24 protein-coding genes and 1 pseudogene are annotated in these 21,146 nt (G+C 58.2%); 9 read left to right on the plus strand and 16 right to left on the minus strand.

The genetic code is table 11. The annotated features are described in order from the left end of the window. Nucleotides 1-293 precede the first annotated feature (293 nt). Nucleotides 294-533: a hypothetical protein gene (locus tag KUF59_RS31425; protein WP_258767331.1), complete on the plus strand. Its 240-nt coding sequence runs from the start codon at nucleotides 294-296 to the stop codon at nucleotides 531-533. 332 nt (nucleotides 534-865) lie between these two features. Here the strand turns inward: KUF59_RS31425 and KUF59_RS31430 are convergent, their stop codons facing one another. The 5 genes from KUF59_RS31430 to KUF59_RS31450 form a co-directional block, all read right to left on the minus strand. Continuing rightward, complete coding sequence (locus KUF59_RS31430) at nucleotides 866-1,264, minus strand: hypothetical protein (protein WP_258767332.1); 399 nt, start codon at nucleotides 1,262-1,264, stop codon at nucleotides 866-868. Between the two features lie 13 nt (nucleotides 1,265-1,277). Next, nucleotides 1,278-1,550: a DUF1488 family protein gene (locus KUF59_RS31435; RefSeq protein WP_258767333.1), complete on the minus strand. Its 273-nt coding sequence runs from the start codon at nucleotides 1,548-1,550 to the stop codon at nucleotides 1,278-1,280. 601 nt (nucleotides 1,551-2,151) lie between these two features. Further along, on the minus strand, nucleotides 2,152-2,319 hold the full coding sequence (locus KUF59_RS31440; protein WP_258767334.1) for a hypothetical protein: 168 nt from the start codon (nucleotides 2,317-2,319) through the stop codon (nucleotides 2,152-2,154). 1,939 nt (nucleotides 2,320-4,258) lie between these two features. After that, entirely contained in the window at nucleotides 4,259-4,576 is a 318-nt protein-coding gene (locus KUF59_RS31445) for a PilZ domain-containing protein (RefSeq protein ID WP_258767335.1), read from the minus strand. Nucleotides 4,577-4,593: 17 nt separating this feature from the next. Continuing rightward, complete coding sequence (locus KUF59_RS31450) at nucleotides 4,594-4,908, minus strand: hypothetical protein (protein WP_258767336.1); 315 nt, start codon at nucleotides 4,906-4,908, stop codon at nucleotides 4,594-4,596. A gap of 342 nt (nucleotides 4,909-5,250) precedes the next feature. Here KUF59_RS31450 and KUF59_RS31455 point away from each other — a divergent pair, with 342 nt between their 5' ends. The 4 genes and pseudogenes from KUF59_RS31455 (at nucleotide 5,251) to KUF59_RS31470 (ending at nucleotide 8,553) form a co-directional block, all read left to right on the plus strand. Next, a complete protein-coding gene (locus KUF59_RS31455) occupies nucleotides 5,251-6,210 on the plus strand; it encodes a helix-turn-helix domain-containing protein (RefSeq protein WP_258767337.1) in 960 nt (319 codons plus the stop codon). Nucleotides 6,211-6,604: 394 nt separating this feature from the next. Further along, on the plus strand, nucleotides 6,605-7,588 hold the full coding sequence (locus KUF59_RS31460; RefSeq protein WP_258767338.1) for an ABC transporter substrate-binding protein: 984 nt from the start codon (nucleotides 6,605-6,607) through the stop codon (nucleotides 7,586-7,588). 105 nt (nucleotides 7,589-7,693) lie between these two features. After that, nucleotides 7,694-8,029, plus strand: a pseudogene (locus KUF59_RS31465) (transposase); the annotation flags it as partial. Between the two features lie 290 nt (nucleotides 8,030-8,319). Beyond that, nucleotides 8,320-8,553: a DUF6894 family protein gene (locus KUF59_RS31470; RefSeq protein WP_258767339.1), complete on the plus strand. Its 234-nt coding sequence runs from the start codon at nucleotides 8,320-8,322 to the stop codon at nucleotides 8,551-8,553. A 565-nt stretch (nucleotides 8,554-9,118) separates the two neighbouring features. Here KUF59_RS31470 and KUF59_RS31475 read toward each other — a convergent pair. The 10 genes from KUF59_RS31475 to KUF59_RS31520 all read right to left on the minus strand — a co-directional run bounded on the left by KUF59_RS31475 (nucleotide 9,119) and on the right by KUF59_RS31520 (nucleotide 16,546). Beyond that, nucleotides 9,119-9,559, minus strand: a complete 441-nt coding sequence (locus KUF59_RS31475) for a hypothetical protein (RefSeq protein ID WP_258767340.1) — start codon at nucleotides 9,557-9,559, stop codon at nucleotides 9,119-9,121. Between the two features lie 84 nt (nucleotides 9,560-9,643). After that, nucleotides 9,644-9,979: a hypothetical protein gene (locus KUF59_RS31480; RefSeq protein ID WP_258767341.1), complete on the minus strand. Its 336-nt coding sequence runs from the start codon at nucleotides 9,977-9,979 to the stop codon at nucleotides 9,644-9,646. Between the two features lie 87 nt (nucleotides 9,980-10,066). Next, nucleotides 10,067-10,330 carry a hypothetical protein gene (locus KUF59_RS31485; RefSeq protein WP_258767342.1) on the minus strand — a complete coding sequence of 88 codons (264 nt, stop codon included), beginning with the start codon at nucleotides 10,328-10,330 and terminating at the stop codon, nucleotides 10,067-10,069. 313 nt (nucleotides 10,331-10,643) lie between these two features. Next, nucleotides 10,644-11,660, minus strand: a complete 1,017-nt coding sequence (locus KUF59_RS31490) for a patatin-like phospholipase family protein (RefSeq protein WP_258767343.1) — start codon at nucleotides 11,658-11,660, stop codon at nucleotides 10,644-10,646. Between the two features lie 237 nt (nucleotides 11,661-11,897). Next, the gene (locus KUF59_RS31495; RefSeq protein WP_258767344.1) at nucleotides 11,898-13,322 is read right to left on the minus strand and encodes an autotransporter domain-containing protein; all 1,425 of its coding nucleotides are present in this window, start codon (nucleotides 13,320-13,322) and stop codon (nucleotides 11,898-11,900) included. 305 nt (nucleotides 13,323-13,627) lie between these two features. Further along, nucleotides 13,628-14,068: a hypothetical protein gene (locus KUF59_RS31500; protein ID WP_258767340.1), complete on the minus strand. Its 441-nt coding sequence runs from the start codon at nucleotides 14,066-14,068 to the stop codon at nucleotides 13,628-13,630. A gap of 84 nt (nucleotides 14,069-14,152) precedes the next feature. Further along, nucleotides 14,153-14,488 carry a hypothetical protein gene (locus tag KUF59_RS31505; RefSeq protein WP_258767341.1) on the minus strand — a complete coding sequence of 112 codons (336 nt, stop codon included), beginning with the start codon at nucleotides 14,486-14,488 and terminating at the stop codon, nucleotides 14,153-14,155. A gap of 87 nt (nucleotides 14,489-14,575) precedes the next feature. Continuing rightward, nucleotides 14,576-14,839 carry a hypothetical protein gene (locus KUF59_RS31510; RefSeq protein WP_258767342.1) on the minus strand — a complete coding sequence of 88 codons (264 nt, stop codon included), beginning with the start codon at nucleotides 14,837-14,839 and terminating at the stop codon, nucleotides 14,576-14,578. A 391-nt stretch (nucleotides 14,840-15,230) separates the two neighbouring features. Next, complete coding sequence (locus tag KUF59_RS31515) at nucleotides 15,231-15,668, minus strand: hypothetical protein (protein ID WP_258767345.1); 438 nt, start codon at nucleotides 15,666-15,668, stop codon at nucleotides 15,231-15,233. A gap of 2 nt (nucleotides 15,669-15,670) precedes the next feature. Then, nucleotides 15,671-16,546: a formylglycine-generating enzyme family protein gene (locus KUF59_RS31520; protein WP_258767346.1), complete on the minus strand. Its 876-nt coding sequence runs from the start codon at nucleotides 16,544-16,546 to the stop codon at nucleotides 15,671-15,673. Between the two features lie 260 nt (nucleotides 16,547-16,806). On the opposite strand from KUF59_RS31520, the gene KUF59_RS31525 reads away from it, so the two are divergent. The 4 genes from KUF59_RS31525 (at nucleotide 16,807) to KUF59_RS31540 (ending at nucleotide 20,813) form a co-directional block, all read left to right on the plus strand. After that, a complete protein-coding gene (locus tag KUF59_RS31525; protein ID WP_258767347.1) occupies nucleotides 16,807-17,733 on the plus strand; it encodes a DUF4399 domain-containing protein in 927 nt (308 codons plus the stop codon). A 7-nt stretch (nucleotides 17,734-17,740) separates the two neighbouring features. After that, nucleotides 17,741-19,051, plus strand: a complete 1,311-nt coding sequence (locus tag KUF59_RS31530; protein ID WP_258767348.1) for a caspase family protein — start codon at nucleotides 17,741-17,743, stop codon at nucleotides 19,049-19,051. Between the two features lie 495 nt (nucleotides 19,052-19,546). Further along, entirely contained in the window at nucleotides 19,547-19,855 is a 309-nt protein-coding gene (locus tag KUF59_RS31535; protein WP_258767349.1) for a response regulator, read from the plus strand. Between the two features lie 592 nt (nucleotides 19,856-20,447). After that, nucleotides 20,448-20,813 (plus strand): PRC-barrel domain-containing protein, encoded by a 366-nt coding sequence (locus tag KUF59_RS31540; protein WP_258767350.1) that lies wholly within the window; start codon nucleotides 20,448-20,450, stop codon nucleotides 20,811-20,813. Between the two features lie 74 nt (nucleotides 20,814-20,887). Here the strand turns inward: KUF59_RS31540 and KUF59_RS31545 are convergent, their stop codons facing one another. After that, nucleotides 20,888-21,079, minus strand: coding sequence for a hypothetical protein (locus tag KUF59_RS31545; RefSeq protein ID WP_258767351.1), 192 nt, complete (start codon nucleotides 21,077-21,079; stop codon nucleotides 20,888-20,890). Nucleotides 21,080-21,146 lie beyond the last annotated feature (67 nt).

Raw genomic sequence — 21,146 nt, forward strand, 5'->3', positions numbered from 1 at the left:
GCTGTTCGTAGGTTTTCTGGTGCTTAATGCGAAGACGACGCCTTGCCATGCGCTGCTCCTTTTCAAAGAGGAAGGCGGGAGCGCTGTGATGGGGCGTTCCATCACCGATAAAAGCCACGATCCGTGATGGTATGAGGGCGCGCCCTATGTTGTCGCGGCGCGAGTCTTTTCTTCATCCTTCTGGAGGAACCGGTCAGGAATGGCTCAAGGATAGTAAGCGGCCCCGCGGTCCTCACCCATCAAATTAGTCAAGAGTCATTTGCAACAAGCAATGCGTGGCCGGATTAGCCAGCATGGCGGAGTCCTTTGGCACCGAGTTCACTATCGTGGAAGTGTCTGCAGGGGATGGGGCTGCCGGAGAGCTCTGGATCGCGCTAGCCAAGCCAGCCCAGGCGCTGACATTGGTGCTCGCCGCGGCACCGGGAGGTTGGAACGGCGAAGTTCTAGTGGCCCTCATCACCGCAGAGCAACAGAAACTATTCGAAGCGCTCAACCTGAAGCCAGGCGATGTCTACAGACTGACATCGCGCTAAAAAGTGAGTTCGCGTATCATCAGGAACAGTAGCAGCTCAGGCTGGTTTGCTCGCTGCTTCCGGTCCCCGGCAGATAGCACTGTTCGGAGCCTGACGACCTCGGCGCGTCCACCGCTGAGGCCGTTTCCTTGTGTCTGCCGGAGACGGCCCCGACCGGTTGCCCCCTTCCGATCTTCGCTCCGGATTGGACCCTCCATAGGAACCTGGGCTACTTGCCAGTCTTCATCCTGCATGCGTTTCAGACGCATGAGGCTATTGCATCCGTAGCCCGGCGCGTCACGTGCATGCGGGCGGCTCGCGATCCTACGAAGGCCGTGGTGAGAAACAATAGCTCATTTCGAATTCAACGACGGCAGCTGGCTTCGTGGAACCAGCGTTGCTGGCCGCACATTGATCCTTGCGAGCTCGCGACGTTCGCCGTCCGATAACTGCCAATTCTCGCACTGACTGCAAAGCTGCTGGAAAACCTCATGCAACTTGCTTCGAGCGACCTTGACGATTTCGGTGTCGTCAAATTCACGAGAGTTCAGGAAGATTGGCAAGGCAAAACTGGTCTGATGGCCTTCGAAATGAAACGTCAAACGAATGTCCTCGCCTCGTTCATTCGACGAAATCATCTCGATGCGTGCGACCCTTATCTTGAATTTGCCCATTGTCTCACCTCGCTGGATCGACTTTGGATCGATCTTTTCGTATGGAATATGGCTTGCCACATGCCGCTCAGACGTCACGGCAAGGCTCCATTCAGGAGCCTTTCGAAAAATTAGCGGCGACCAGATCATAGGAGCCTCTGCTGCCGCGGACGTACATCTTTGCGGCGGCGGCACATATCACATCACGATTTAAATCAAACGCATTCAGGAAATCCGATTCATTGTGGCAAGCTTCCGGTTGAAGTCGTCTCAACGCGTCTTCCTCTATGAAAAATGATGCTTCAATTGCGCTGTCGTACCCCCAAAAACGCACGGCATGCCGTGTTCTGTCATATGAACGGCTATGATTTGGAAATTCGATCATTGGGTGGTCCGATCAAGTGTAGCAAGCTGCCTGCTGTGCACGATGTGCATCGAGGAAAACTCGATGCTCCATCGTGATGCTGACGACGCACCACTCGGCGACCATCGCTGTCGAGATTTGGCGAGGCCAAAGCTTGGCGGAGCGAGGCAACACACTCCGGCGCGATCCGGCTGTGCTGAGCAGTAAGTGGCTACTCTACGGTCGGATTACAATCGGCTTGCGACAAATAAATTGCGACCGGCCTTCCTATTCGGTCGAGCTTCACCATATGTCCCCTTTCACCGCGCGTCCCCCTGGCTGTCATCGGTGACTGAGAGATTGTTGCGCTCCCGCCGTTCTGAAAGGCGGTCCGAAATGTCGAACATCGGTAGGTTTGGAGTTCGTGAGTGGCTCGTACCTCCGGTATTGCTGCCGATCTTTTTCGGGCTGTTGATCGTCGCGGCAATGGTAATTCAACGGACCAGACAGCCAATCGGCTCCGTAGAGATGACCAACGGCTGAGTGTCCGACCGGCCGCTTCTTGTGCAATACTTTCGCAAAGCGCGACGTCACGTGTACTGCGCTCCATCCAAAAGTGGCGTCCACCTTTCATCGCTTTTGCTTAGTCGCGCGAGCTACTTTGCCAAAGCGTCACAGCCGCAACGAGCTGCGTGTAATCGGCGTCTTTGAATACCTGATCCCAGCGCATCAGCTCGTGGGCGATCTTATGCGGAGTGTAGGCGCGGAAGTTGAAGCCATTCGCGAGGTGCCGCGCGGCGGTGAAATCCATTGTTTCCTTCGTGAGGTCCTTCATAACCTGAAACCGACCTGAAACCGGCTGCCGACCTGGATCAACTCAAGCTGCGCAAGGTGGTTCCTCAAAATCATGGCTGAAACGAGCCGCTGCAGTTTTCCGCGATGGCTGTCTAATTCGATTTGACTCGACTTCCGAACGGAAAGGGAATCTGCTGCTCCCATCACCGCCCGGACCGTGGCTTTCATCGGTGACTGAGAACGCCAGTTGCGCTCCCGCCCAAACCCACAGGGAGCACCATCATGCTGGTTCGACAACGCCCCGAACAATCATCGACATTTGGATATCGTTTAGCGCAAGAGGCAATCAATTTGCGCGAACAAGCTAAAGGCATGCCCCTTAGCATCCGTCGCGACGAGCTTTTGCGGAAGGCACGCCAAATAGATGCTGCCGTTGAGATCAATAAGTGGCTGACTTCGCCAGGACAGCGCGCTCCAACGTAGAAAGCAAAAGGCCGCCTGCAGCTTCCAGTGTCCCAATTCCCTTCCGCGAGTGAGCTTTCGCGCGGCTATCCAGACCAACCTATATCCGGGATTTTGTCAGTCCCTCTCGGGTATGGCCCAGCGCCGCTAGCGAACGTTTCAACGCTTGGCGGCGTTGCGTTGTCGGTTCGTCGTTCCTCTTCGCGAGCGCCCAACGAAACGGCCTTCAGTGCGAGAGCATCTGCGGCCGCTTCAAACCTTCCGCCGGGCATTGGGCAAAATGTTGACCGGTCGGGGCTTTAGCTTTCGGGGATCGTATCAGGGGAGATCGTGTCGCCGATTGCTGAGGACCAAGGACCTCGACGATGGTCGTTCCGTCCTATCGCGGCGATAACCGTGGGCCGCTTCTCGATGGGGTATTGAGCGCGCCCGAGAAACAGCGAGGCGGTGACGTGAACTGAACAAGTGCTTGCGAGGGGCGGTCGCCATTGTCGCCCGTCGAAACCATTGATCGGAACCGCCTCTGAGGTCTGCTCAGGGTCGATTGTGTTGAAAAAGTCATCTCCGACGTTGGGACTGATTTTCTAACAGCCGCTGGTGCGGTTTGCCTTTTGGGACGTGGGGGACCGCTTCGACTTGGGCGGATTCGTTCAGCGGCCTTCCCACATACTCTAAGAGGGCATCGCCAGACGAGGTCGGAGATCAGTTCGCTTTTGCGTGAATTTTGCTGAGGCAGCAATTTCAACTTTTTCAACACAATCGGTCAGAAGCGGAAATCCCATTCGCCCGTGGTCTACGTCCGCTGCTGATCCGATAGCGGCAGCCCGGCGGCCAATCTGTGATTTCGGCTTTGGGCCAAAATGCGAAGAACGCGGCCTCACCAAATCCTCGCAGGCTCGTCGAGAGGGGCGGCCGGTGCATCATGGAGAAAGGCCGCGCCGTTCTCGAGGTGACGGAGGCATGGCCGAGCAGCGCCATAGTCACGGAGCCACCTCTCGTCCGTGCGATCGCCCGGCACCTACAGCGACGCCGGGCCGACCGTGCGGCTCGAAGATCGGGTACGGAAGCGATGATGGAAACCGACACCCTGCTCCTGCGCCCGCACTGGGCGCCTGCCCGATGGCCGCGAACGTTCGTAATCCGGTTTCGCGCAGCCTCAGGTCCAATTCCGATGCCGTCGGCACCATTTATAGGGAAAGCGGGCGCCTGCGCCGTGTGGCAAGTGCAGAGGACGCCGCGATGATTTCGCGTTCTTACGCCCAGAACGATCCTTGATCCTCTGGAGGCTCGTTGAGCCATATCAGTGCCTCTCGCGGTCCTAGAAACAAGACACGCTCTTCCGTGGCCGATGATGGCTCACCGCTGGAGAGGTAAAGGATAAATCCTTTGCGATGGTCGTGCAGTAGCGCTTCTCTAGCCTGACTGATTGAGAGAGAGTGGGTATCGATGAAGGGAATAATCCTAGAAGAAATAAGCTGCATAAGTGGCTTATCTTATTGTGAAGGAGCAAGGGGTCTCGGTGCGTTCGCTTTGCTCTTTGTTTTTGCGGTGACAAAGTGAACGCCGACGCGTGTGCCATCAACCCAGATCAGTTCGCACCGTCGAAATGCCAGGCCGGTGGAGGATAGAACCAGGAAGAACTCCTGTGCCTTAAGCGGCTCGGTTGAGCCCTCTACCTCAAGCTGGGCGCCCGTTGTAGAAATGTCGAGCAGAAGGCCGCTTCGCTGCCATGTTCCATCAACACCCATGATGTTGACACTATGCTTGTGATCAAACCGAACACGGTCGGCTTTTCGCTTGTTTCCGATCATCTGCAATTCTCAAGTGACTAATTATCATTTTCAAATAGATGCGGTGCCTCCTTGCGCACAGCCTCAATAAGCTGCTGGATCCTCCCAGACTGAGCCATTAATGTCGTTCTGGCTGCCTCATCCATGTTGATCTGCCTGATGATCAATCGGATGGACGTATTCGCGAGATCTAGAATGAAGATGGCCTGGCGCAGGTCCTCTGTTGTTTGAATTTGTAGAGCTTCAACTTGCGCCACCAGAGCAACGACGGTCGTCAAAATGTCAGACGACATTGGGCGGGAGAGGCTTGATCTCCGCTGGTAAGGCGGCTGAAATTTTACAAGCGTAGACATTCTCGCTGTGCTCCAGCGCTTGCAATCACTGCCGTTACAGTTTCGCGTTTTCAAAAGCGAAAGATGAGAATGGAAAAGCAATAAGTACTCGACGGACCACACACGACGGCCGCTTTGCCCATGACAACAGGGGCTCCGCCAACCCGCTTTGGAACGACTAAGTTTAATGATTGGATTTCACGCTCAACTGATTAACAAAGACTTATGGAGTTGCGGCAGTTGGTATTGCGGTATTAGGATTGCATAAGAATACGCGATCGAAATTCGGCAAACTTTTGCGAGCCGTCGTTTCGTGGTCAAATGCTCAACCCGTGATATCCCGGGGTTTTCTAAATGAGAGCGATGTCAGGCCCCCTGACAGGGACAAACAGCGAAGCTCTCCCACGGCTGGCGCCAAAGATATATCGCTTTACCGATCTCGATCAGTATCGAACTGCCGTGCGAAATCTGGAGGTGGAATTTACACCTCTCGTGCGGAGGATTTCTGCTGAGCAAATTATCCTCAATCTCCCAGGATGCGACATCAATTTCGCCAAGTCCTTTCCACGTATCGCCGATGGTCGTCTTGCCCAAAATTGCACCGCGATCGGCTTCTCGATGGACGACGGCGTTCCAATCCGCTTCAACGGGGTGGAAAGGGACCATTCGGCGATCGCGATTGGAAGCAGCGGCGCCGCATACACCACGGTCGAACTCGCCGAGCGGCAATTTACGTCGATCATCTTTACGCAAGAGATACGGGATCGTGGCTGGCCGAAACCAGGTCCAAATTGGAACGTGTTTGAAACGAGCGCCACTGCGCAGCATCGCTTGCGGGAGCTAGTGCGGCAGGTCTTATCGGTTTCCCCCACGTTCGATGACCGCGAGGCGGCCGATATTTCTTTTGGGATCAGGGAGTCCTTGCTTGCTGGCGTCGATGCCGCATTGGCCCACTTGGTTGACGCAAGCTGGGCCTCTCGGGCGAACTCCGTTCGGCATTTCCAGATCTATCGGGATATTCAGGCCGTATTGTCTGGCAACATTGGGCGTCCGATCTACAGCGAAGAACTTGCGCGCCATATTGGTGTCTCCGTACGCAGCATGCACGCGGCGGTTCAGCGATACCAAGGCATGAGCCTGCATCGATATTTGCGCCTGAGGCGTCTTTGGCTCGTGCGGCAACGATTGTTGGCTGGAGCGGATAGCGTAAAAGCGAGTGCGCTCGCTTTTGGATTTTGGCACCTAAGTGATTTCGCCGGGAGCTATCGCCTTCACTTCGGCGAAACGCCGTCGGCCACTCTGGCAAAATCGCGCCAGCGGTGATCGATATTGCCGGTCGTCAACGTCCTCATTAGGCCCAACCGCCGCCACTAGGCGGCTTCGGAGACTCTTGTGGGCAGGCTTTACCGTCTCCCCTTCTCGGTTTGATGTCTCCCCGTACTAGGCCGCGCTATCCGGCAAGGAAAGTTCGCAAACTTAATCCTTTAGGCCGTGAACCCGCAAATCGGCCGAGCTGAGCGCGAGGGCCAGATTCGGAGCGCCTCAGCGCACAATCTTGTCGCTCTTGCGCCAGGTCCGCTTCGCTGCAAAGGCGGACACGTCGAATAGGGTGCCTTTTGACCCATAGCTGACATTTCGGTTGCCAATTCCTCTGGTCGACGGCGGCCGGTCGTGATCAGATGAGGTGTTTCGTCGAATATCCATTGAGAGCAATCGGATGAGACGACGCGAATTTCTTGCCGCTTGTTTTGCCTGTACGACCTGGCCTCCTCTCTCAGGCAACGCGCAGCAGCGCGAAAAGGCGACCATCGGTTTCCTCGGTTTTGGGGCTCTTGGTGACGTACGCGATGGCAACAACGCGGACGCTGTTCGGCGTGGCCTGGCAGAAATTGGCTACGTCGAAGGTCGAGACTACAACGTTCAATATCGTGCCGCTGAATATCAGGCTGATGCGTTGCCCGGGCTGGCTGCGGATCTGGTCAATCGCAAGGTGGACTTGATTGTGACGCTTGCGAGCCCTGCTCTTCGAGCTGCCCACGGTGCCACAAAAGCGATCAATATCGTGTTCCTGACGGGCTTCGATCCCGTTGCGAACGGGTTCGTCGAAAGTCTCAATCACCCTGGGGCGAATTTGACGGGCGTCTTCATCCTCACGGGACCACTTGGACCCAAACGCCTTGAGCTCGCGCGCGAAGTGACTCTGACAAGGTCGATCGGCGTTCTCTTGAGTTCGACGTCTTTTGGCTTTGCGAATGTCAGGGACGAATTTCTCACGGCGGGGAAGTCCCTCGGAGTTGACGTCGTCATGCAGCAGGCCGATGTACCCACGGAATTTGAGGCGGCCGTTGACGCCGTCCGCCGGGCCGGTTGCGGAGCCCTTGTGGTGGGTGGCGATGCCGTCTTCACCAACAATCGCAATGCTATCGTTGAGCTCGTCACCCGTTACAAAATTCCTGCCGTTTATGCCGAACGCGAATACGTGAAGGTTGGCGGTCTTGCGAACTACGGACCAAACTTCAGTGAGGTCTATCGCTTGCTCGGCACCTATGCGGGCCGGGTCCTGAAGGGCGAGAAGCCGGCCGATCTGCCCATCCAGCAAGTGAGCAGGGTTGAGCTTCTCCTTAATGCCAGGACGGCCCGGGACCTGAACATGTCACTTCCCCTTCCACTGCTCGCCCGGGCAGATGAGGTCGTTGAATAGGCCTATCGATGTCGCCTAATGGCCGATTTTGTTGCAAAAGTCGGTTGAGTAAGACCTCGAACGATGATTCCGTTGTGTTGACGCGATTCTCGGCGAGGTCGATCCATGATGGGCCGTCTGAAGAGTGACCAAGGTCAACTGTTCTACGAGTTTCGTCTTGGCGATGCGGTTCCCGAAGATCATTTGGTGCGGAAGATCGATGCTGCTCTCGATCTGTCGTCGCTTCGTAGCGAGCTTGCGCCCTATTATTCGTCCATGGGTCGTCCGTCGATCGACCCGGAACTGATGATCCGAATGCTGGTGGTTGGGTATGTCTTTGCGATCCGCTCGGAGCGATTGATCTGCCGCGAAGTACAGGTGAACCTCGCCTATCGCTGGTTCTGCAAGCTCGGTATCGAGGATGCCATCCCGGATCATTCGGCGTTGTCGCGTGCCCGCAATGAATGTGAGAGACCGCCGAAAAAAGCGTGGCGAGCAAGAATGATTTCAGATCTGGCGAGCTGACGACCATCGACCTAATGTACGCCTGCTTCAAGCGGCGGCAAGCAGGCCAAACCCGATGGGGCGCGTATGACAGACGGCGGCCATGGAGTTTTCCGCTGCGATTATCGTCCTGCGAAGCTGCCAAGCGGCACCATGTGCGCATGATCACGGACGATCCCTTGAACGCCTAGTATGACTCCGACATGCAGGGTCGAGCTTGCTCACCCGGATGTCACAAGGAGGCGTACATGGCTCAGATCTATTTCCATTGCACTAACGCTCGCGGCGTATTGATGGATCGTCGCGGCACATTCGTATCCGATCTGATCGAGGCGTGCGAGGAGGCCACCCGCAGGGTGCGATCGCTCGTGACAGGGACCAACCTGGAAGATTGGCGTCAATGGGTCTTGCATGTCAGCTATGAGGCCGGCGACGAGATTTTCGTTCTGCCGTTCGCATTCGTGCTGGGCAAGCCACACTGAGGATGTCATGCAGTCAGCGCAGCCTTCATTCTTGGTTCTTCGTCAGGGCTTGAACGCGATCGCATCGGCGGTCATTCGCCGCGCCTTCGCCGGAGCGATGCTCGCGCAGTCGGATTTCCGGCGCAACCCGCACGCCATTTCAAGAGCATCGCGCGGCTCCAAATGGCACATTCGGGAAAGACCACTTAAAGGTCTTGCCTCCCAGGGTCGTGCAATTCCTCTCTAGCGGACTTTGCGGATTAGACGGAGGAACCGGCGCATCGGCAGGCGCCGGCATTGCTATTGGCGCCGGCGTTGTAGCGGTCGTGGACAATGGCAAAGCGATCGTATCGTCGGCCGAGGCGAGCGTCAGTCCGAGCGGACTCGCTGTGTGAACCGGCGCTAAAGCCAGAACCATGGCAGCAATCATCCTGTGCATGTGGTGTCTCCCGTTTGACTGGCACGTAAGACTAGGAGAGGTGCGCGCAAACTCACGTGAAGTAAGTCACGCAGAACCCCTCCCAAGTGGCCTTTACGATCGCGGAAATCGAGAGGCGTGGTGGCGGCGAAATCGGCGTGAGGCCGGTCACATCTTATTTTGCAGGCCCAAGGCTTTCATCAACTTGTCGAGCGTCTGCTGCGATTGCGGCGAGGCGCCTTTGCGGACCTGCCGGTAGACGTCTGCGTCGGTCGATGGCGGATCACGATCGGCATCACCGTCTGCTGCGCCGGGTGCCGGCGGCGCATCCGGGCTTTTGCCGGCTTCGGCATCGGTCGGATCGCTGGCGCCAGGCTTTGATCGCTGGATGATCATCGCCGAGTTGCCGCCGCTGTGTTGCTCAATGCTGGTGTAACCCGGACCAGTCTTGACTTGCTTTTCGGTCTTGGATGGATCGCCGCTCTGGGTGATCGTGGCAGAATTGCTGCCATTGTTCACGGACGTCGTCTCGGCCCGCGTGGACGCGCTCGCCAGCGCAACCATCAACATGGCAGCAAGCACAACCGATTGTCGCTGAATAAGCTTCATGTGTAGCTCCTCGATGATGGCATGCGTTGGGCGAGGTTAGAACCCGCCCAATCGCCGTACCGCTGGCCCGATAGGCCAGCGGCGTTACCATTGATGGACTCGGACGCGGTTGCCATCGCCGACCTGCATGGCGCCGGCGCTGTTGCTACGGCCATGCTGGCTGGTTCCGGCAAAGTTGCCGTTCCCGAGCTGGAGCTGGCTCGAGCTGTTGCTCGTTCCGGACTGTCGTGCAGTCGCCGACATACCGCTGCCGGCCTGCACCTGGCCGTTCATATTGTACTGGCAGTTCTGGCTGGCACTGTCACTCGAGCCGTTGCCGATCTGAGTCCTCGCGTGCACGCAGGCGGTGATGCCGCCAGCGAATGCCGGAGCGGAGACCAGGGTCAGCGCGGCACTGGCAATCAACAGAAGCTTTCTCATGGAGCTTGTCCTTTCGGGGTTTGCTGGACGGAAAGGAGTGTGAGGGAGGTTCCCGGCACGACTCCTTTCCGCGCGATGTGAGATCGCTTAGTGGCGGCGCTGCCACACACCAGCATAGTTGCCGTCACCGTTCTGGCCGATCCCGGCGTTGTTGTTGCGGCCAACCTGGTGGACGCCGGCGCCGTTGCCGTTACCGAACTGAACGATCTGGCTGTCGTTGTTGCGACCGCGCTGGAAGGTCTCGGCACCGTTGCCGTTGCCGTTCTGCACGATGGAGGACGTGTTGCCAGCATACGCCGAAGACGCGAGCGAGAGCACGGCCGCCGAGACGAGGAGGATGGAGCGAAGCATAATATTTTCCCTTTGGATGAAGTCGAACTGCGTGACTGCCGTTCGATGATTTGACGATAGGCCTCGCCGGCTCATAACTCTGTGCCGCAAATCACGCATGGCGGCGGCGATCGCTTTGCATTCGCATCGCCCGCTGCATTCAACGCGCAGTACTCAAATGCGCGGGAACTCGCGCTTCAAGAACCGTGACGTGCACGCAATCGTTCAGAGCTGTATCGCGCGTACTTCTTCACGCCGCTATCGAAAGGGTGGACATGAATGCAATTGCTGAAATCGATGCGCCTCGAGGTCGGCTGTAGCAACCTGGCTTCGCTCACAAGTATCTCGCGTGAATATCGATAGTCGAACGCGTACCGACATGACAAAAATTCGCAGTCAGCCACTTATCGGCGCAGGAGCGACCTACATCGCGCAGATGGGTAAGGAAATTCCAGTCCGCGTTGTACTTGGAGGCGACTCCGAGGTCTTTCATGAACAATTCTGCCTCGATCGCATGAATCAGCATTGTCTTTACCTCGTCGCCCAGCGTACCTCTGTTGACGAGCTTATTGGCGAAGGCAATCGCCCGCATCTCTCGCATCAGCGACGAATTGAAGCTGATCTCGTTTAGTCGATTCAGTATGTCGCTGGCCGCGCGAGGAATCGCCTCACGCACGATCGGATTGATGTGGATGACTATGACGTCGGTGGACTGGCACTGATAAATGAGCGGGAAAATTGCCGGATTGCCCATGTAGCCGCCGTCCCAATAGGCCTCGCCATCGATTTCGATAGCCTGGAACAGGAACGGGAGGCACCCGGAAGCAAGAACGGCCGAAAGTGTCACTTCGTCGTTCTCGAAGATCTTCACTTTTCCGGTGCGGACATTCGTCGCACAAAGGAACAGCTTGACGACACTCTCTCTGCGAAGGCGTTCGAAATCGACAGTCTCCTCGAGCACGTCGCGCAGCGGGTTGTAGTTCAATGGGTTGAACTCATAAGGCGACAGAAGCCGCGTCATCATGTCGAAGAATATAAACGCAGGAGATCTTTCGATCGAACCATATCCCATAAGGCGATCGAACGGGGACGGCTGCAGCGGTCCCCAGGCTGCCGCTTCACTGATGCGCCTCCAAAAGTCCGCAAGACTAAGTTTGGCCCCCTCTCGACCGCCGATTGTCAGGCCATGTGCCATGACCGTAGCGTTCATGGCGCCGGCGCTGGTCGCGCAGATTCCCTCGAAGGACATCCGTTCTTCCTCGAGGAGGCGATCTAAAACGCCCCAGGTAAACGCGCCATGCGCGCCGCCGCCTTGTAGAGCAAGGTTGACCGTCTTGCTTGTCGTACTCATCAGCGCCCACCAACCACGCTGTTGCGCGACAAAAACTCCGAATGGACTTGCCCGTCAATCACGCCAACCTAATCTGGCTGCACGAAATCCCAAAGTGCAATCTGGTTGAAGTTGCCCGCCCACAATGCTGAGAGGTAAACGCATCACAACGCGCCGATCGCAATACGGCGGCGAAGATCGTTTTAGCTAGGAAACAGCGTGGTGGCCTTCCATACAGGAATTTTCGGATGCGGCGGTTCAGAAGCCGTATCGAAATCCCGCGTTCAACCCGAAACTGTTTGAGCCGTTGTTGGCGACAATTCCCTCGGCCGCGACGTTGACGCGTGCATTGGGTGTGAAGTTATACCCGAGGCCGCCTGACATTCGAACATAAACGTCCCTTATGGGACGCACCGGTGTGAAGATCGGCACATCGGGCGCCAGCGTGAACGCCGTTTGTAAGATGGGCATGGAATTGCGCAGGTTCTTCTCCACGGTCAGGTCAAAGAAGGTATCGGCCCTACCGAACGCGGCGAATTGCGGCTTTAAGCGCAAGCCGCCACTGACCACCGCCGACTGAAGAAACTGATCTGCGACCGTCTGAGTCAGGAATGGATCGCCGGCTTCGGAATAGCCCTTGACGTGAGTGTCAGTGTAGGTGAACCCGCCGATCGGGCCGAGCCGCACGGCGCCGAGATCAAACAAGTAACCGGCCTTGATTGCAGCAACCGTTGTATTCGCGTCGGTGTTTGGCGTGATCGGTCCGAAGAACCCGGTGCGAGAGATGTCGAACTGGTTCCAGCCATATGACGCGATCGCATGAACGAACAACGAGCTCGTGTCGTAGGCCAGGAAACCCCCGAGATGGAAGGAGTCGAGATCCGTCGAGCCCAGCCCTTGCTTGAGATCTGAAGCGATGTGCGTGTAGCCGAATGTCGGTCCCAACGTCAGATTCGGGGTCACATAGAACTTGCCACCCGCGAGGACGCCGGCCGAATCATAGCTGTATTTGGTCGACCCGAAGGCGTCGGCGTGGTCGCCGTGCCGATAATTGGCTTGCACGAACACTGAAGCTCGACAGGGGAGCGGCGGTGCTTTGACGGGCAGAGGCTGATCGACACAGGCCTCCCCACGGCCGGTATCGAGCTGGGACAACAAGTCGCGCGAGAATCCCTGAGCGCTGATTTGGGCCATGCTCGGCAGCGCCGCGGCGGTCTCCGGAGCGAACAGCAGGTTCGACGCAATCCGCTCGAGGTATCCGGTTCCGGCCGCAGTGATGGGGGATGCCGCGAGCTGAATGACGATCGCCGATGTTTTGTTACCGGTCTGCGCGACGGCGGAGGCGTTAGTCGGCCCAACCTGAATGACGTAGGCGTGGCTAAAATCGCCAACCTGGGTGATGTTTGCAGTGTTGGTGCCGTCGACCTGGATGATCGCGCTGCGGCTATAAAAGCCGTTCTGATTGACGGTCGCCGTCGGATTCGGCGCCAGCTGGACGATCCCGGCAATGTTCTGCCCGTCCCCGAACGCCTGGTTCAGCACGATCGGTCCGTTCAGCGGCACAAAGCCGAAGCCGGTCGTATCGACGAAGCCTGTTTGTGCGCGGGCCGACCCGTCGAACAAGACGACGGCCGCCCAGACCGCACATCCAAGCCCTGCTAGCTTGGCTAATTTGCCATTCATTGCCCACCCCTGACGAGGATTGCGCCCAGCATCCAGTTGTTCGCATATTACCTGATCCGAGGAGACTGGCTGTTGCTGCCAAGTGACAGCAGTGAAATCTTATGAACGCGCGAACGGCGTGCTGGTAACCAATTGCGGAATGCGCGGGGCACGCAAAGCCGAGGCAATCGCCTCAAGGTCCGCGTCCTGCTTTTCCGGTGAGGACGGCTGGAACCGTCACGCGCGCCTACTGCATGCGACGAGATTCTAGTAAGGCTGGCACTCACGCGACCACGACGCCGTGCCTGCAAGGCCACCTAGGCCGGTCACATCTTATTTTGCAGGCCCAAGGCTTTCATCAACTTGTCGAGCGTCTGCTGCGATTGCGGCGAGGCGCCTTTGCGGACCTGCCGGTAGACGTCTGCGTCGGTCGATGGCGGATCACGATCGGCATCACCGTCTGCTGCGCCGGGTGCCGGCGGCGCATCCGGGCTTTTGCCGGCTTCGGCATCGGTCGGATCGCTGGCGCCAGGCTTTGATCGCTGGATGATCATCGCCGAGTTGCCGCCGCTGTGTTGCTCAATGCTGGTGTAACCCGGACCAGTCTTGACTTGCTTTTCGGTCTTGGATGGATCGCCGCTCTGGGTGATCGTGGCAGAATTGCTGCCATTGTTCACGGACGTCGTCTCGGCCCGCGTGGACGCGCTCGCCAGCGCAACCATCAACATGGCAGCAAGCACAACCGATTGTCGCTGAATAAGCTTCATGTGTAGCTCCTCGATGATGGCATGCGTTGGGCGAGGTTAGAACCCGCCCAATCGCCGTACCGCTGGCCCGATAGGCCAGCGGCGTTACCATTGATGGACTCGGACGCGGTTGCCATCGCCGACCTGCATGGCGCCGGCGCTGTTGCTACGGCCATGCTGGCTGGTTCCGGCAAAGTTGCCGTTCCCGAGCTGGAGCTGGCTCGAGCTGTTGCTCGTTCCGGACTGTCGTGCAGTCGCCGACATACCGCTGCCGGCCTGCACCTGGCCGTTCATATTGTACTGGCAGTTCTGGCTGGCACTGTCACTCGAGCCGTTGCCGATCTGAGTCCTCGCGTGCACGCAGGCGGTGATGCCGCCAGCGAATGCCGGAGCGGAGACCAGGGTCAGCGCGGCACTGGCAATCAACAGAAGCTTTCTCATGGAGCTTGTCCTTTCGGGGTTTGCTGGACGGAAAGGAGTGTGAGGGAGGTTCCCGGCACGACTCCTTTCCGCGCGATGTGAGATCGCTTAGTGGCGGCGCTGCCACACACCAGCATAGTTGCCGTCACCGTTCTGGCCGATCCCGGCGTTGTTGTTGCGGCCAACCTGGTGGACGCCGGCGCCGTTGCCGTTACCGAACTGAACGATCTGGCTGTCGTTGTTGCGACCGCGCTGGAAGGTCTCGGCACCGTTGCCGTTGCCGTTCTGCACGATGGAGGACGTGTTGCCAGCATACGCCGAAGACGCGAGCGAGAGCACGGCCGCCGAGACGAGGAGGATGGAGCGAAGCATAATATTTTCCCTTTGGATGAAGTCGAACTGCGTGACTGCCGTTCGATGATTTGACGATAGGCCTCGCCGGCTCATAACTCTGTGCCGCAAATCACGCATGGCGGCGGCGATCGCTTTGCATTCGCATCGCCCGCTGCATTCAACGCGCAGTACTCAAATGCGCGGGAACTCGCGCTTCAAGAACCGTGACGTGCACGCAATCGTTCAGAGCTGTATCGCGCGTACTTCTTCACGCCGCTATCGAAAGGGTGGACATGAATGCAACTACTGAAAGACCAAACTGAACAACGGATCGCGGCGCTCCAAAGTCGCGTCTGATCAGCACACGCGATCAGGACTCAATGCACAGTCGACAATGATTTTTCTCGCGGACAATCGTCTTGCAACTTGTTTAGCGATTGCGGCCGACGCGATCAGACGTCTCGGTCTCGACGGCTTTCCCGATCAGGAGATTGATCGGAATGTCTTGTCCGCCGCGGCAGGTCAACAGCCCCGAGCCTGATGGTCCAGAAGCGACAATGCGGCATTCATCGTCGTCCATGATCAACGTGCCTTCCAGGCGCAGGGACGAAACTTTCAACTGCATGCGCGCCTGCTTCTGCTCGACACCATTGATGCTACACAGGCCTATGTGCCGCAGCGTGACCGTCCCTGAATAATCCACTGCGGAGCGCATTGCCGCTTTCGCCAAGCTTCCCGTGATCTCCCACTCCTGGAGATAGCCGATTTTACCACTCGCTGGGTAGGATTGCGCCCAAGCGGTCGGAGTAACGGCAGTCAACACGAGCAGCGCCGCAACGAACGTGCGCGTCATTCCCGCGCGCGGCATGATTACGGCAACTCCCGCACGACACGAAAGCCGTTGGCGTAATAGCGTACGTCAACGTCGTAGCGAAACCTCGCCGACGATCTGACGTCGCTGGCCCTGCTGAGGAAGCTGCCCCCGCGCAGTACCCGCAGGCGGCAGTCGCCCGACGTCCAGGGCGACGCATCCTTCGGCGCATTGCGATACGAGTCGTTCCAGCAATCCTCGACCCATTCCGCAGCATTACCTGATGTGTCGTAGAGCCCAAAGCCGTTTGGCCGGAACGAGCCCGCTGGCACGACCTGCTGCTTGATCGGACTACCGCAGCCGTCGCACTGCGCATGACGGTCGCCGATGTCCTTGCCCCACCAGAACGGCGTTCGGGTTCCCGCCCGCGCGGCATATTCCCATTCCGCTTCGCTGGGCAGACGATATCTTTGTCCGGTCCTCTGCGACAGCCAGGCGACAAACAGCTTGGCATCCTCCCAACTGACATTGATCACCGGGCGGTCGCCACGCCCCCAGCCGTGATCCTCGGGACGCACCCTGCACGCGCCAATGTCAGCGCACTGATCCCATTCCGCGAATGTCACCTCGCGCCGGCCAATGGCGAAGGGCTTGCGAATGCTGATCGTATGCTCGGGCTTCTCGTAGGGCGTGTCATTAGACCCCATCACGAAGTCCCCCGGCGGCACGACCACAAGCTCGGGACAATTGGTGCAATCGCGAAATAGCTCACCCGGATCCAGACTGGCGCTTTGCTGAGCTACCCTGGTGTCGGATGACGCGGATGGCGGGTCGGCAGATGGGCCGTTGCTAAGCCCTCGCTGCGCGCTCGCTGCAGTGCTCGCAAACTCAACGAGCGCCATGAGGAAAAACGCAGACAAAACGGCGGATTTCATATCGTGATCTCCGGTCGGCTCGAACGATCGGAAGTATGCACACGTCACATTCAATGTGACATAGCATGCTTCATTCGACCACACCCGGCAAGGCGACGCTCGCGCCGCCCGGATTTCAGTTTACATTGGGCGGCAAAGGAATATCGTTTCATTCCCCTCCGTTCTGCGCGGATGGGGATCGTCTTGACGCTTGCAATTATTTCAGATTCCCGCGGCTAGTGCGGTCCAGATTGTGGATCCATGTATTGGGAAGATTGCCGATGATGCAACGATTGCTGACATTGGTTCTGGTTCCATTTCTTGCTGGTTTGATGTATTTCCACGCGGTGCAGGCACAGGCGCAGACTGGCGGGCCGACACCGTCGCCAGCGGGAGCAGCCGTCTATTTCATCGGATTGAAAGACGGCGATACGTTGCCAACCAAGATTACTCTGCATTTCGGCCTGCGTGGCATGGGCGTCGCGCCGGCAGGTTCGGATCGCGCAAATAGCGGTCACCATCATCTGATAATTGACTCGCCAACGCCGCCACTGAATTCCGAGATTCCAAACGACTTCCAGCACCTGCATTTCGGCGCGGGACAAACTGAGGCAGAGATTTCGCTGACGCCCGGCGAGCACACCTTGCAGCTTGTGTTCGGCGACAAGAATCACGTTCCGCATTCCCCGCCGGTGACCTCCGAGAGGATCAAGGTCAAGGTTACTGACCAGACCGCTCCCGCGGTAGCTCAAGCCGCTCCTGCGGCGGTTCAACCCGCGGCCGGCGGACGTCGCCCCTCCCCGAAGGAGGCCAAGGTCTATTTCATCTATCCGAAGAACGGCTCTTACATTTCTCCGAACCCAGTTATCCGCTTCGGCCTGTTGAATATGGGCGTCGCACCGGCGGGCTACGATAAGCCCAACACCGGGCATCATCATTTACTTGTCGATGCCGAGCTGCCTCCGCTCGACCAGCCGATCCCGAACGACTTCAACCACCTGCACTTCGGCGCCGGCCAGACTGAAGCGAAGATCACGCTCCCGGTCGGCCAACACAAGCTGCGCCTACTGTTCGCCGACTTCGCCCACGTGCCACAGGATCCGGCGTTGTTCTCCGACGTCATCAACGTCACCGTGACGGAGAGTGGCCAGCCGCCGAGAAAGCGCTCGAAGTACCGCCATCGTTCCTGGCGGAGTTACGGATATTGATGCCGCGATGAAGCTGCGCCAACTCTTGATCTACTGCCTCTGCCTTGTCGTCGGCGCGATGTTCGCCGATGCGGCAGCAGCGGAGCGTCGGGTCGCGCTCATTGTCGGAAACTCTGCCTATAAGAACGCATCTACGTTGTCCAATACCATCAACGACTCCACGGCAATCGCGGCACTATTCAAATCGATCGGTTTCGAAGTCGTCATTTCGCGCAACGATCTTGGTGTCGTCGAGTTCAAGCGCACTGTGCGGGAATTTCTCATCACGGCAGAGAACGCTGATATGGCGGTGGTCTATTACGCCGGCCACGGCCTCGAGATCAGTGGCACTAATTATCTCATACCGGTGGATGCCCGGTTGAGCCGCGACTACGACGTCGACGATGAAGCTATCTCGCTCGACCGCATCATCTGGGCGTTGCAACCAGTACGCCGCCTGCGCTTGATCCTGCTCGACGCCTGCCGCGACAACCCCTTTGCAGCCAAGCTGCGCTCGGCAGGCCGCACACCGGCCAGGGGCGGGCTCGCGAAGCTTGATGAAGTCGGGGCTGATACGCTGGTGGCCTACGCCGCGAAGGCCGGCTCGATTTCCTATGACGGCGACGGCGTTAACAGTCCCTATGCAATCGCACTACTCAGACATCTTGCCGAGCCCGGCGTCGACATCCGGATCACGCTTGGCCGTGTTCGCGATGCAGTTATCGCCATGACCGGCGGACGGCAGGAGCCGTTCATCTATGGCTCCCTCGGCGGCGCAACCATCTCCTTGGTGCCGGATACAACAAGAGTTGCGCCGGCGCCGCCCGTCGCGGCCGCCACGGCGCCCCCGCCAGCTTCGGTACCCATCCCGCCGAAACCGGTGTTAGTCAGTCCAGCGCCGGCACCGCCAACCGTGAACGCAGCGGTCCCAAAGCCGCCGCTTCCGGCGCAGTCGGCGCCCCAGACCGTAGACCCCTGTGTCCGCGACGAAGCGAGGCTGGCGCGTCTTCGCGCCAACCCCGCGCCGGAAGAGATCATCAACTTCCAGCGCGAGGTCGCGTGCACTCGACTGCGCCCCCAAGTGCAGCGCCTATTCGAAAGCTTTGCTGGCGATACCGCTCTGCCTTCTGGCGGAAATCCGGCGCCGCAAACGGTTCCGAAACAGCAGGCGCAGAACGAGTCTGTTCGTTCCGAAGACACTTGTACCCGCGACACGGCGCGTCTGCTGAGTATGCGTGCTGAGCCTACGCTTGAGGCAATCACCAAGTTCGAAAAGGAATTGGGCTGCGAGCGGCTCCGGTCTCAGCTCCGCCGACTGCGCGAGAGCGTCACTCCTTGATTGGTCCAGGTACCTCGCGAGCAATCCGCCGGGTGCCAACGAGCAATGGCGACAAATGGGCGAGCCGCAACGTACGAGCTCGGGCTGTCGGCTTATGCCGGTTTTCATGCAAATCCGTTGCAGGTGGGTTTTGACAGTGGGCTCACGAAGGCCGATCAACCGATTTAGCGGATCTCAATCACTTAGTGATGATGCGAGGTTGTCGCGCGGTGCTCGCTGAGGAGCGCTAATGCTCCGGTCTTGCGTGCGGACCGCTGCAAGGAGGACCGTGCCCGAAGCGAACATTCCTCGGGCTCCGGTGTCCTATAGGCAGCCGGAGTGTTACGCCTGAGCGGCGCGGGCCCGATTACCTTGCCAAATATGTGCTTGATGAGATCGCGCGCTGGGAAGGTCCCATCAAGGCTACCGGTTTGCAGGCAGACTGATGCTGGCTTCTGCGCGTCTGCCCACACGCGGAATGGCAGCTCTGGGTCAAAATGCGAACTTTGAAGATGGTTGCTGACACGTCTGCTTCTGCCCGCGTACGGGGTCGTCGCTGAAGCGGGTAACGTGGATGAGGCCCAGTCTCTTGCGGAAATCGAGCAATACGACCTTGCGATCCTCGACGTCAATTTGCACGGCTTCAGCGTGCTGCCCGTTGCCGAGATAGTTAGCGAGCGGGGGCTGCCACTGTTTTTCCTGAGCGGCTACGGCTTGAAGGGTATCCCCGATCAATTTAAGGGAGTGCCGGTGCTCTCCAAGCCCTGCGAGCTGGAAACCCTTAAGCGCACGATCGACGCCGTTCTATCGAATGCGAGCCTCTGACAAGCCGAATGATAGGACCGGAGAAGCGTCGTAAGGCTTGAGATGGCTTTTGCGGCCATCACTGCTCACGCTTCTCAGCGTGCAGTATCAAACAAGCTCGGATTTGCCTCGACATACTCTGCCCAAAGCTCTCGCATCATCCTCTTCACGGTCTCCGGATCGTATCCGTCGCCAGGCCGAGGCTCGCATTCGAGTTGTCCCGCGCGAATGCTCCCGGAATGAGGATTGCGGATGTCAGGTACAAAAGAAGCGCCCGTTGGCTTGTGTGTGATGCCTTCGGGCGTGACATTGAATTGGTCTCGACTAACTAGGATGTTGGCCACTATCGCTGCCCCCTCGCGGCGGCCTGTAAGAACGACGGAGGCGTTCTAAGCTGGTGCTCAACGTCTCGCGGATCCCTATGTTCCCGTCGGACTTCCCTACCTTTCGCGGTACAAATTCGCAGCTCGCGGTCACAACGCGCCGTCAGGACGGCTCTCTTCTGTGCTGTCGAAATGTAAAGGCCCTCTCGCTGGTCTCCAGCATCGCCACTAACTATCAGGAACGAGCGAACGAGCCGTTAGTTGAACTTCCCGTCAAAGGAGGACTTCGCATGACTTATGAAAAACGTGAAACAGGAAGTTTGATCGGCAGCGACAAGGTCGAAGGTACGGCCGTCTATGGCGCTGACAAGGAGCGCATTGGTTCGGTCGAGCGTGTCATGATCGACAAGATCAGCGGCAAGGTCTCTTACGCAGTGCTAGGCTTTGGTGGTTTTCTCGGCATCGGCGACGACCATTATCCTCTGCCGTGGCAATCGCTCAAATACGACACCAGACTCGGCGGCTACGTCACCGGCATTACCAATCAGCAGCTAACCGGTGCGCCAAAGTACAGGAACGAGAGCAATTGGAATTGGTCAGACCCTTCAATGGCTAGATCGGTCGACGACTATTACCGCGGCATTCCAGCGCCGTAAGTTCGGTCGCATCGTGCTGCAAGATCGGCAACGATGCCCTCGCTGTGCCGCGTCACCCAAAACGCAACCAGCGCTCACTTGGGTGGCTGCAACCCCGGTGATGTCAGCCACTCATTTATGTGGGAAGCAGTTTCGATTTGACGGAGCTTGCGTTCCAGCAGTTCGCGCTGCGGTCCTGGTTTGATATTTGCGAACGCGACTTCAAGGCGGGCTTTCTCCGCGCTCAAATTCTCGTCGAATGTGTGGGGCTCTGAGCGTCGCTTCATGGCGCTCTCCTTTCCCTACATGGTCTGGGCGAGAGCGCGATGGTTGCCGTTCACATCACCGCTGCCA

It is taken from the genome of Bradyrhizobium arachidis (assembly GCF_024758505.1).
GTDB lineage: Bacteria > Pseudomonadota > Alphaproteobacteria > Rhizobiales > Xanthobacteraceae > Bradyrhizobium > Bradyrhizobium manausense_C.

Coding starts and splice junctions, on each gene's coding strand:
- KUF59_RS31475 (WP_258767340.1), bottom strand. CDS start 9,559: ATGAAGCTTATTCAGCGACAATCGGTTGTGCTTGCTGCCATGTTGATG.
- KUF59_RS31470 (WP_258767339.1), top strand. CDS start 8,320: ATGGCTCAGATCTATTTCCATTGCACTAACGCTCGCGGCGTATTGATG.
- KUF59_RS31480 (WP_258767341.1), bottom strand. CDS start 9,979: ATGAGAAAGCTTCTGTTGATTGCCAGTGCCGCGCTGACCCTGGTCTCC.
- KUF59_RS31460 (WP_258767338.1), top strand. CDS start 6,605: ATGAGACGACGCGAATTTCTTGCCGCTTGTTTTGCCTGTACGACCTGG.
- KUF59_RS31495 (WP_258767344.1), bottom strand. CDS start 13,322: ATGAATGGCAAATTAGCCAAGCTAGCAGGGCTTGGATGTGCGGTCTGG.
- KUF59_RS31545 (WP_258767351.1), bottom strand. CDS start 21,079: ATGAAGCGACGCTCAGAGCCCCACACATTCGACGAGAATTTGAGCGCG.
- KUF59_RS31505 (WP_258767341.1), bottom strand. CDS start 14,488: ATGAGAAAGCTTCTGTTGATTGCCAGTGCCGCGCTGACCCTGGTCTCC.
- KUF59_RS31455 (WP_258767337.1), top strand. CDS start 5,251: ATGTCAGGCCCCCTGACAGGGACAAACAGCGAAGCTCTCCCACGGCTG.
- KUF59_RS31485 (WP_258767342.1), bottom strand. CDS start 10,330: ATGCTTCGCTCCATCCTCCTCGTCTCGGCGGCCGTGCTCTCGCTCGCG.
- KUF59_RS31510 (WP_258767342.1), bottom strand. CDS start 14,839: ATGCTTCGCTCCATCCTCCTCGTCTCGGCGGCCGTGCTCTCGCTCGCG.
- KUF59_RS31445 (WP_258767335.1), bottom strand. CDS start 4,576: ATGATCGGAAACAAGCGAAAAGCCGACCGTGTTCGGTTTGATCACAAG.
- KUF59_RS31540 (WP_258767350.1), top strand. CDS start 20,448: ATGACTTATGAAAAACGTGAAACAGGAAGTTTGATCGGCAGCGACAAG.
- KUF59_RS31500 (WP_258767340.1), bottom strand. CDS start 14,068: ATGAAGCTTATTCAGCGACAATCGGTTGTGCTTGCTGCCATGTTGATG.
- KUF59_RS31530 (WP_258767348.1), top strand. CDS start 17,741: ATGAAGCTGCGCCAACTCTTGATCTACTGCCTCTGCCTTGTCGTCGGC.
- KUF59_RS31515 (WP_258767345.1), bottom strand. CDS start 15,668: ATGCCGCGCGCGGGAATGACGCGCACGTTCGTTGCGGCGCTGCTCGTG.
- KUF59_RS31490 (WP_258767343.1), bottom strand. CDS start 11,660: ATGAGTACGACAAGCAAGACGGTCAACCTTGCTCTACAAGGCGGCGGC.
- KUF59_RS31440 (WP_258767334.1), bottom strand. CDS start 2,319: ATGGATTTCACCGCCGCGCGGCACCTCGCGAATGGCTTCAACTTCCGC.
- KUF59_RS31520 (WP_258767346.1), bottom strand. CDS start 16,546: ATGAAATCCGCCGTTTTGTCTGCGTTTTTCCTCATGGCGCTCGTTGAG.
- KUF59_RS31525 (WP_258767347.1), top strand. CDS start 16,807: ATGATGCAACGATTGCTGACATTGGTTCTGGTTCCATTTCTTGCTGGT.
- KUF59_RS31450 (WP_258767336.1), bottom strand. CDS start 4,908: ATGTCTACGCTTGTAAAATTTCAGCCGCCTTACCAGCGGAGATCAAGC.
- KUF59_RS31435 (WP_258767333.1), bottom strand. CDS start 1,550: ATGATCGAATTTCCAAATCATAGCCGTTCATATGACAGAACACGGCAT.
- KUF59_RS31425 (WP_258767331.1), top strand. CDS start 294: ATGGCGGAGTCCTTTGGCACCGAGTTCACTATCGTGGAAGTGTCTGCA.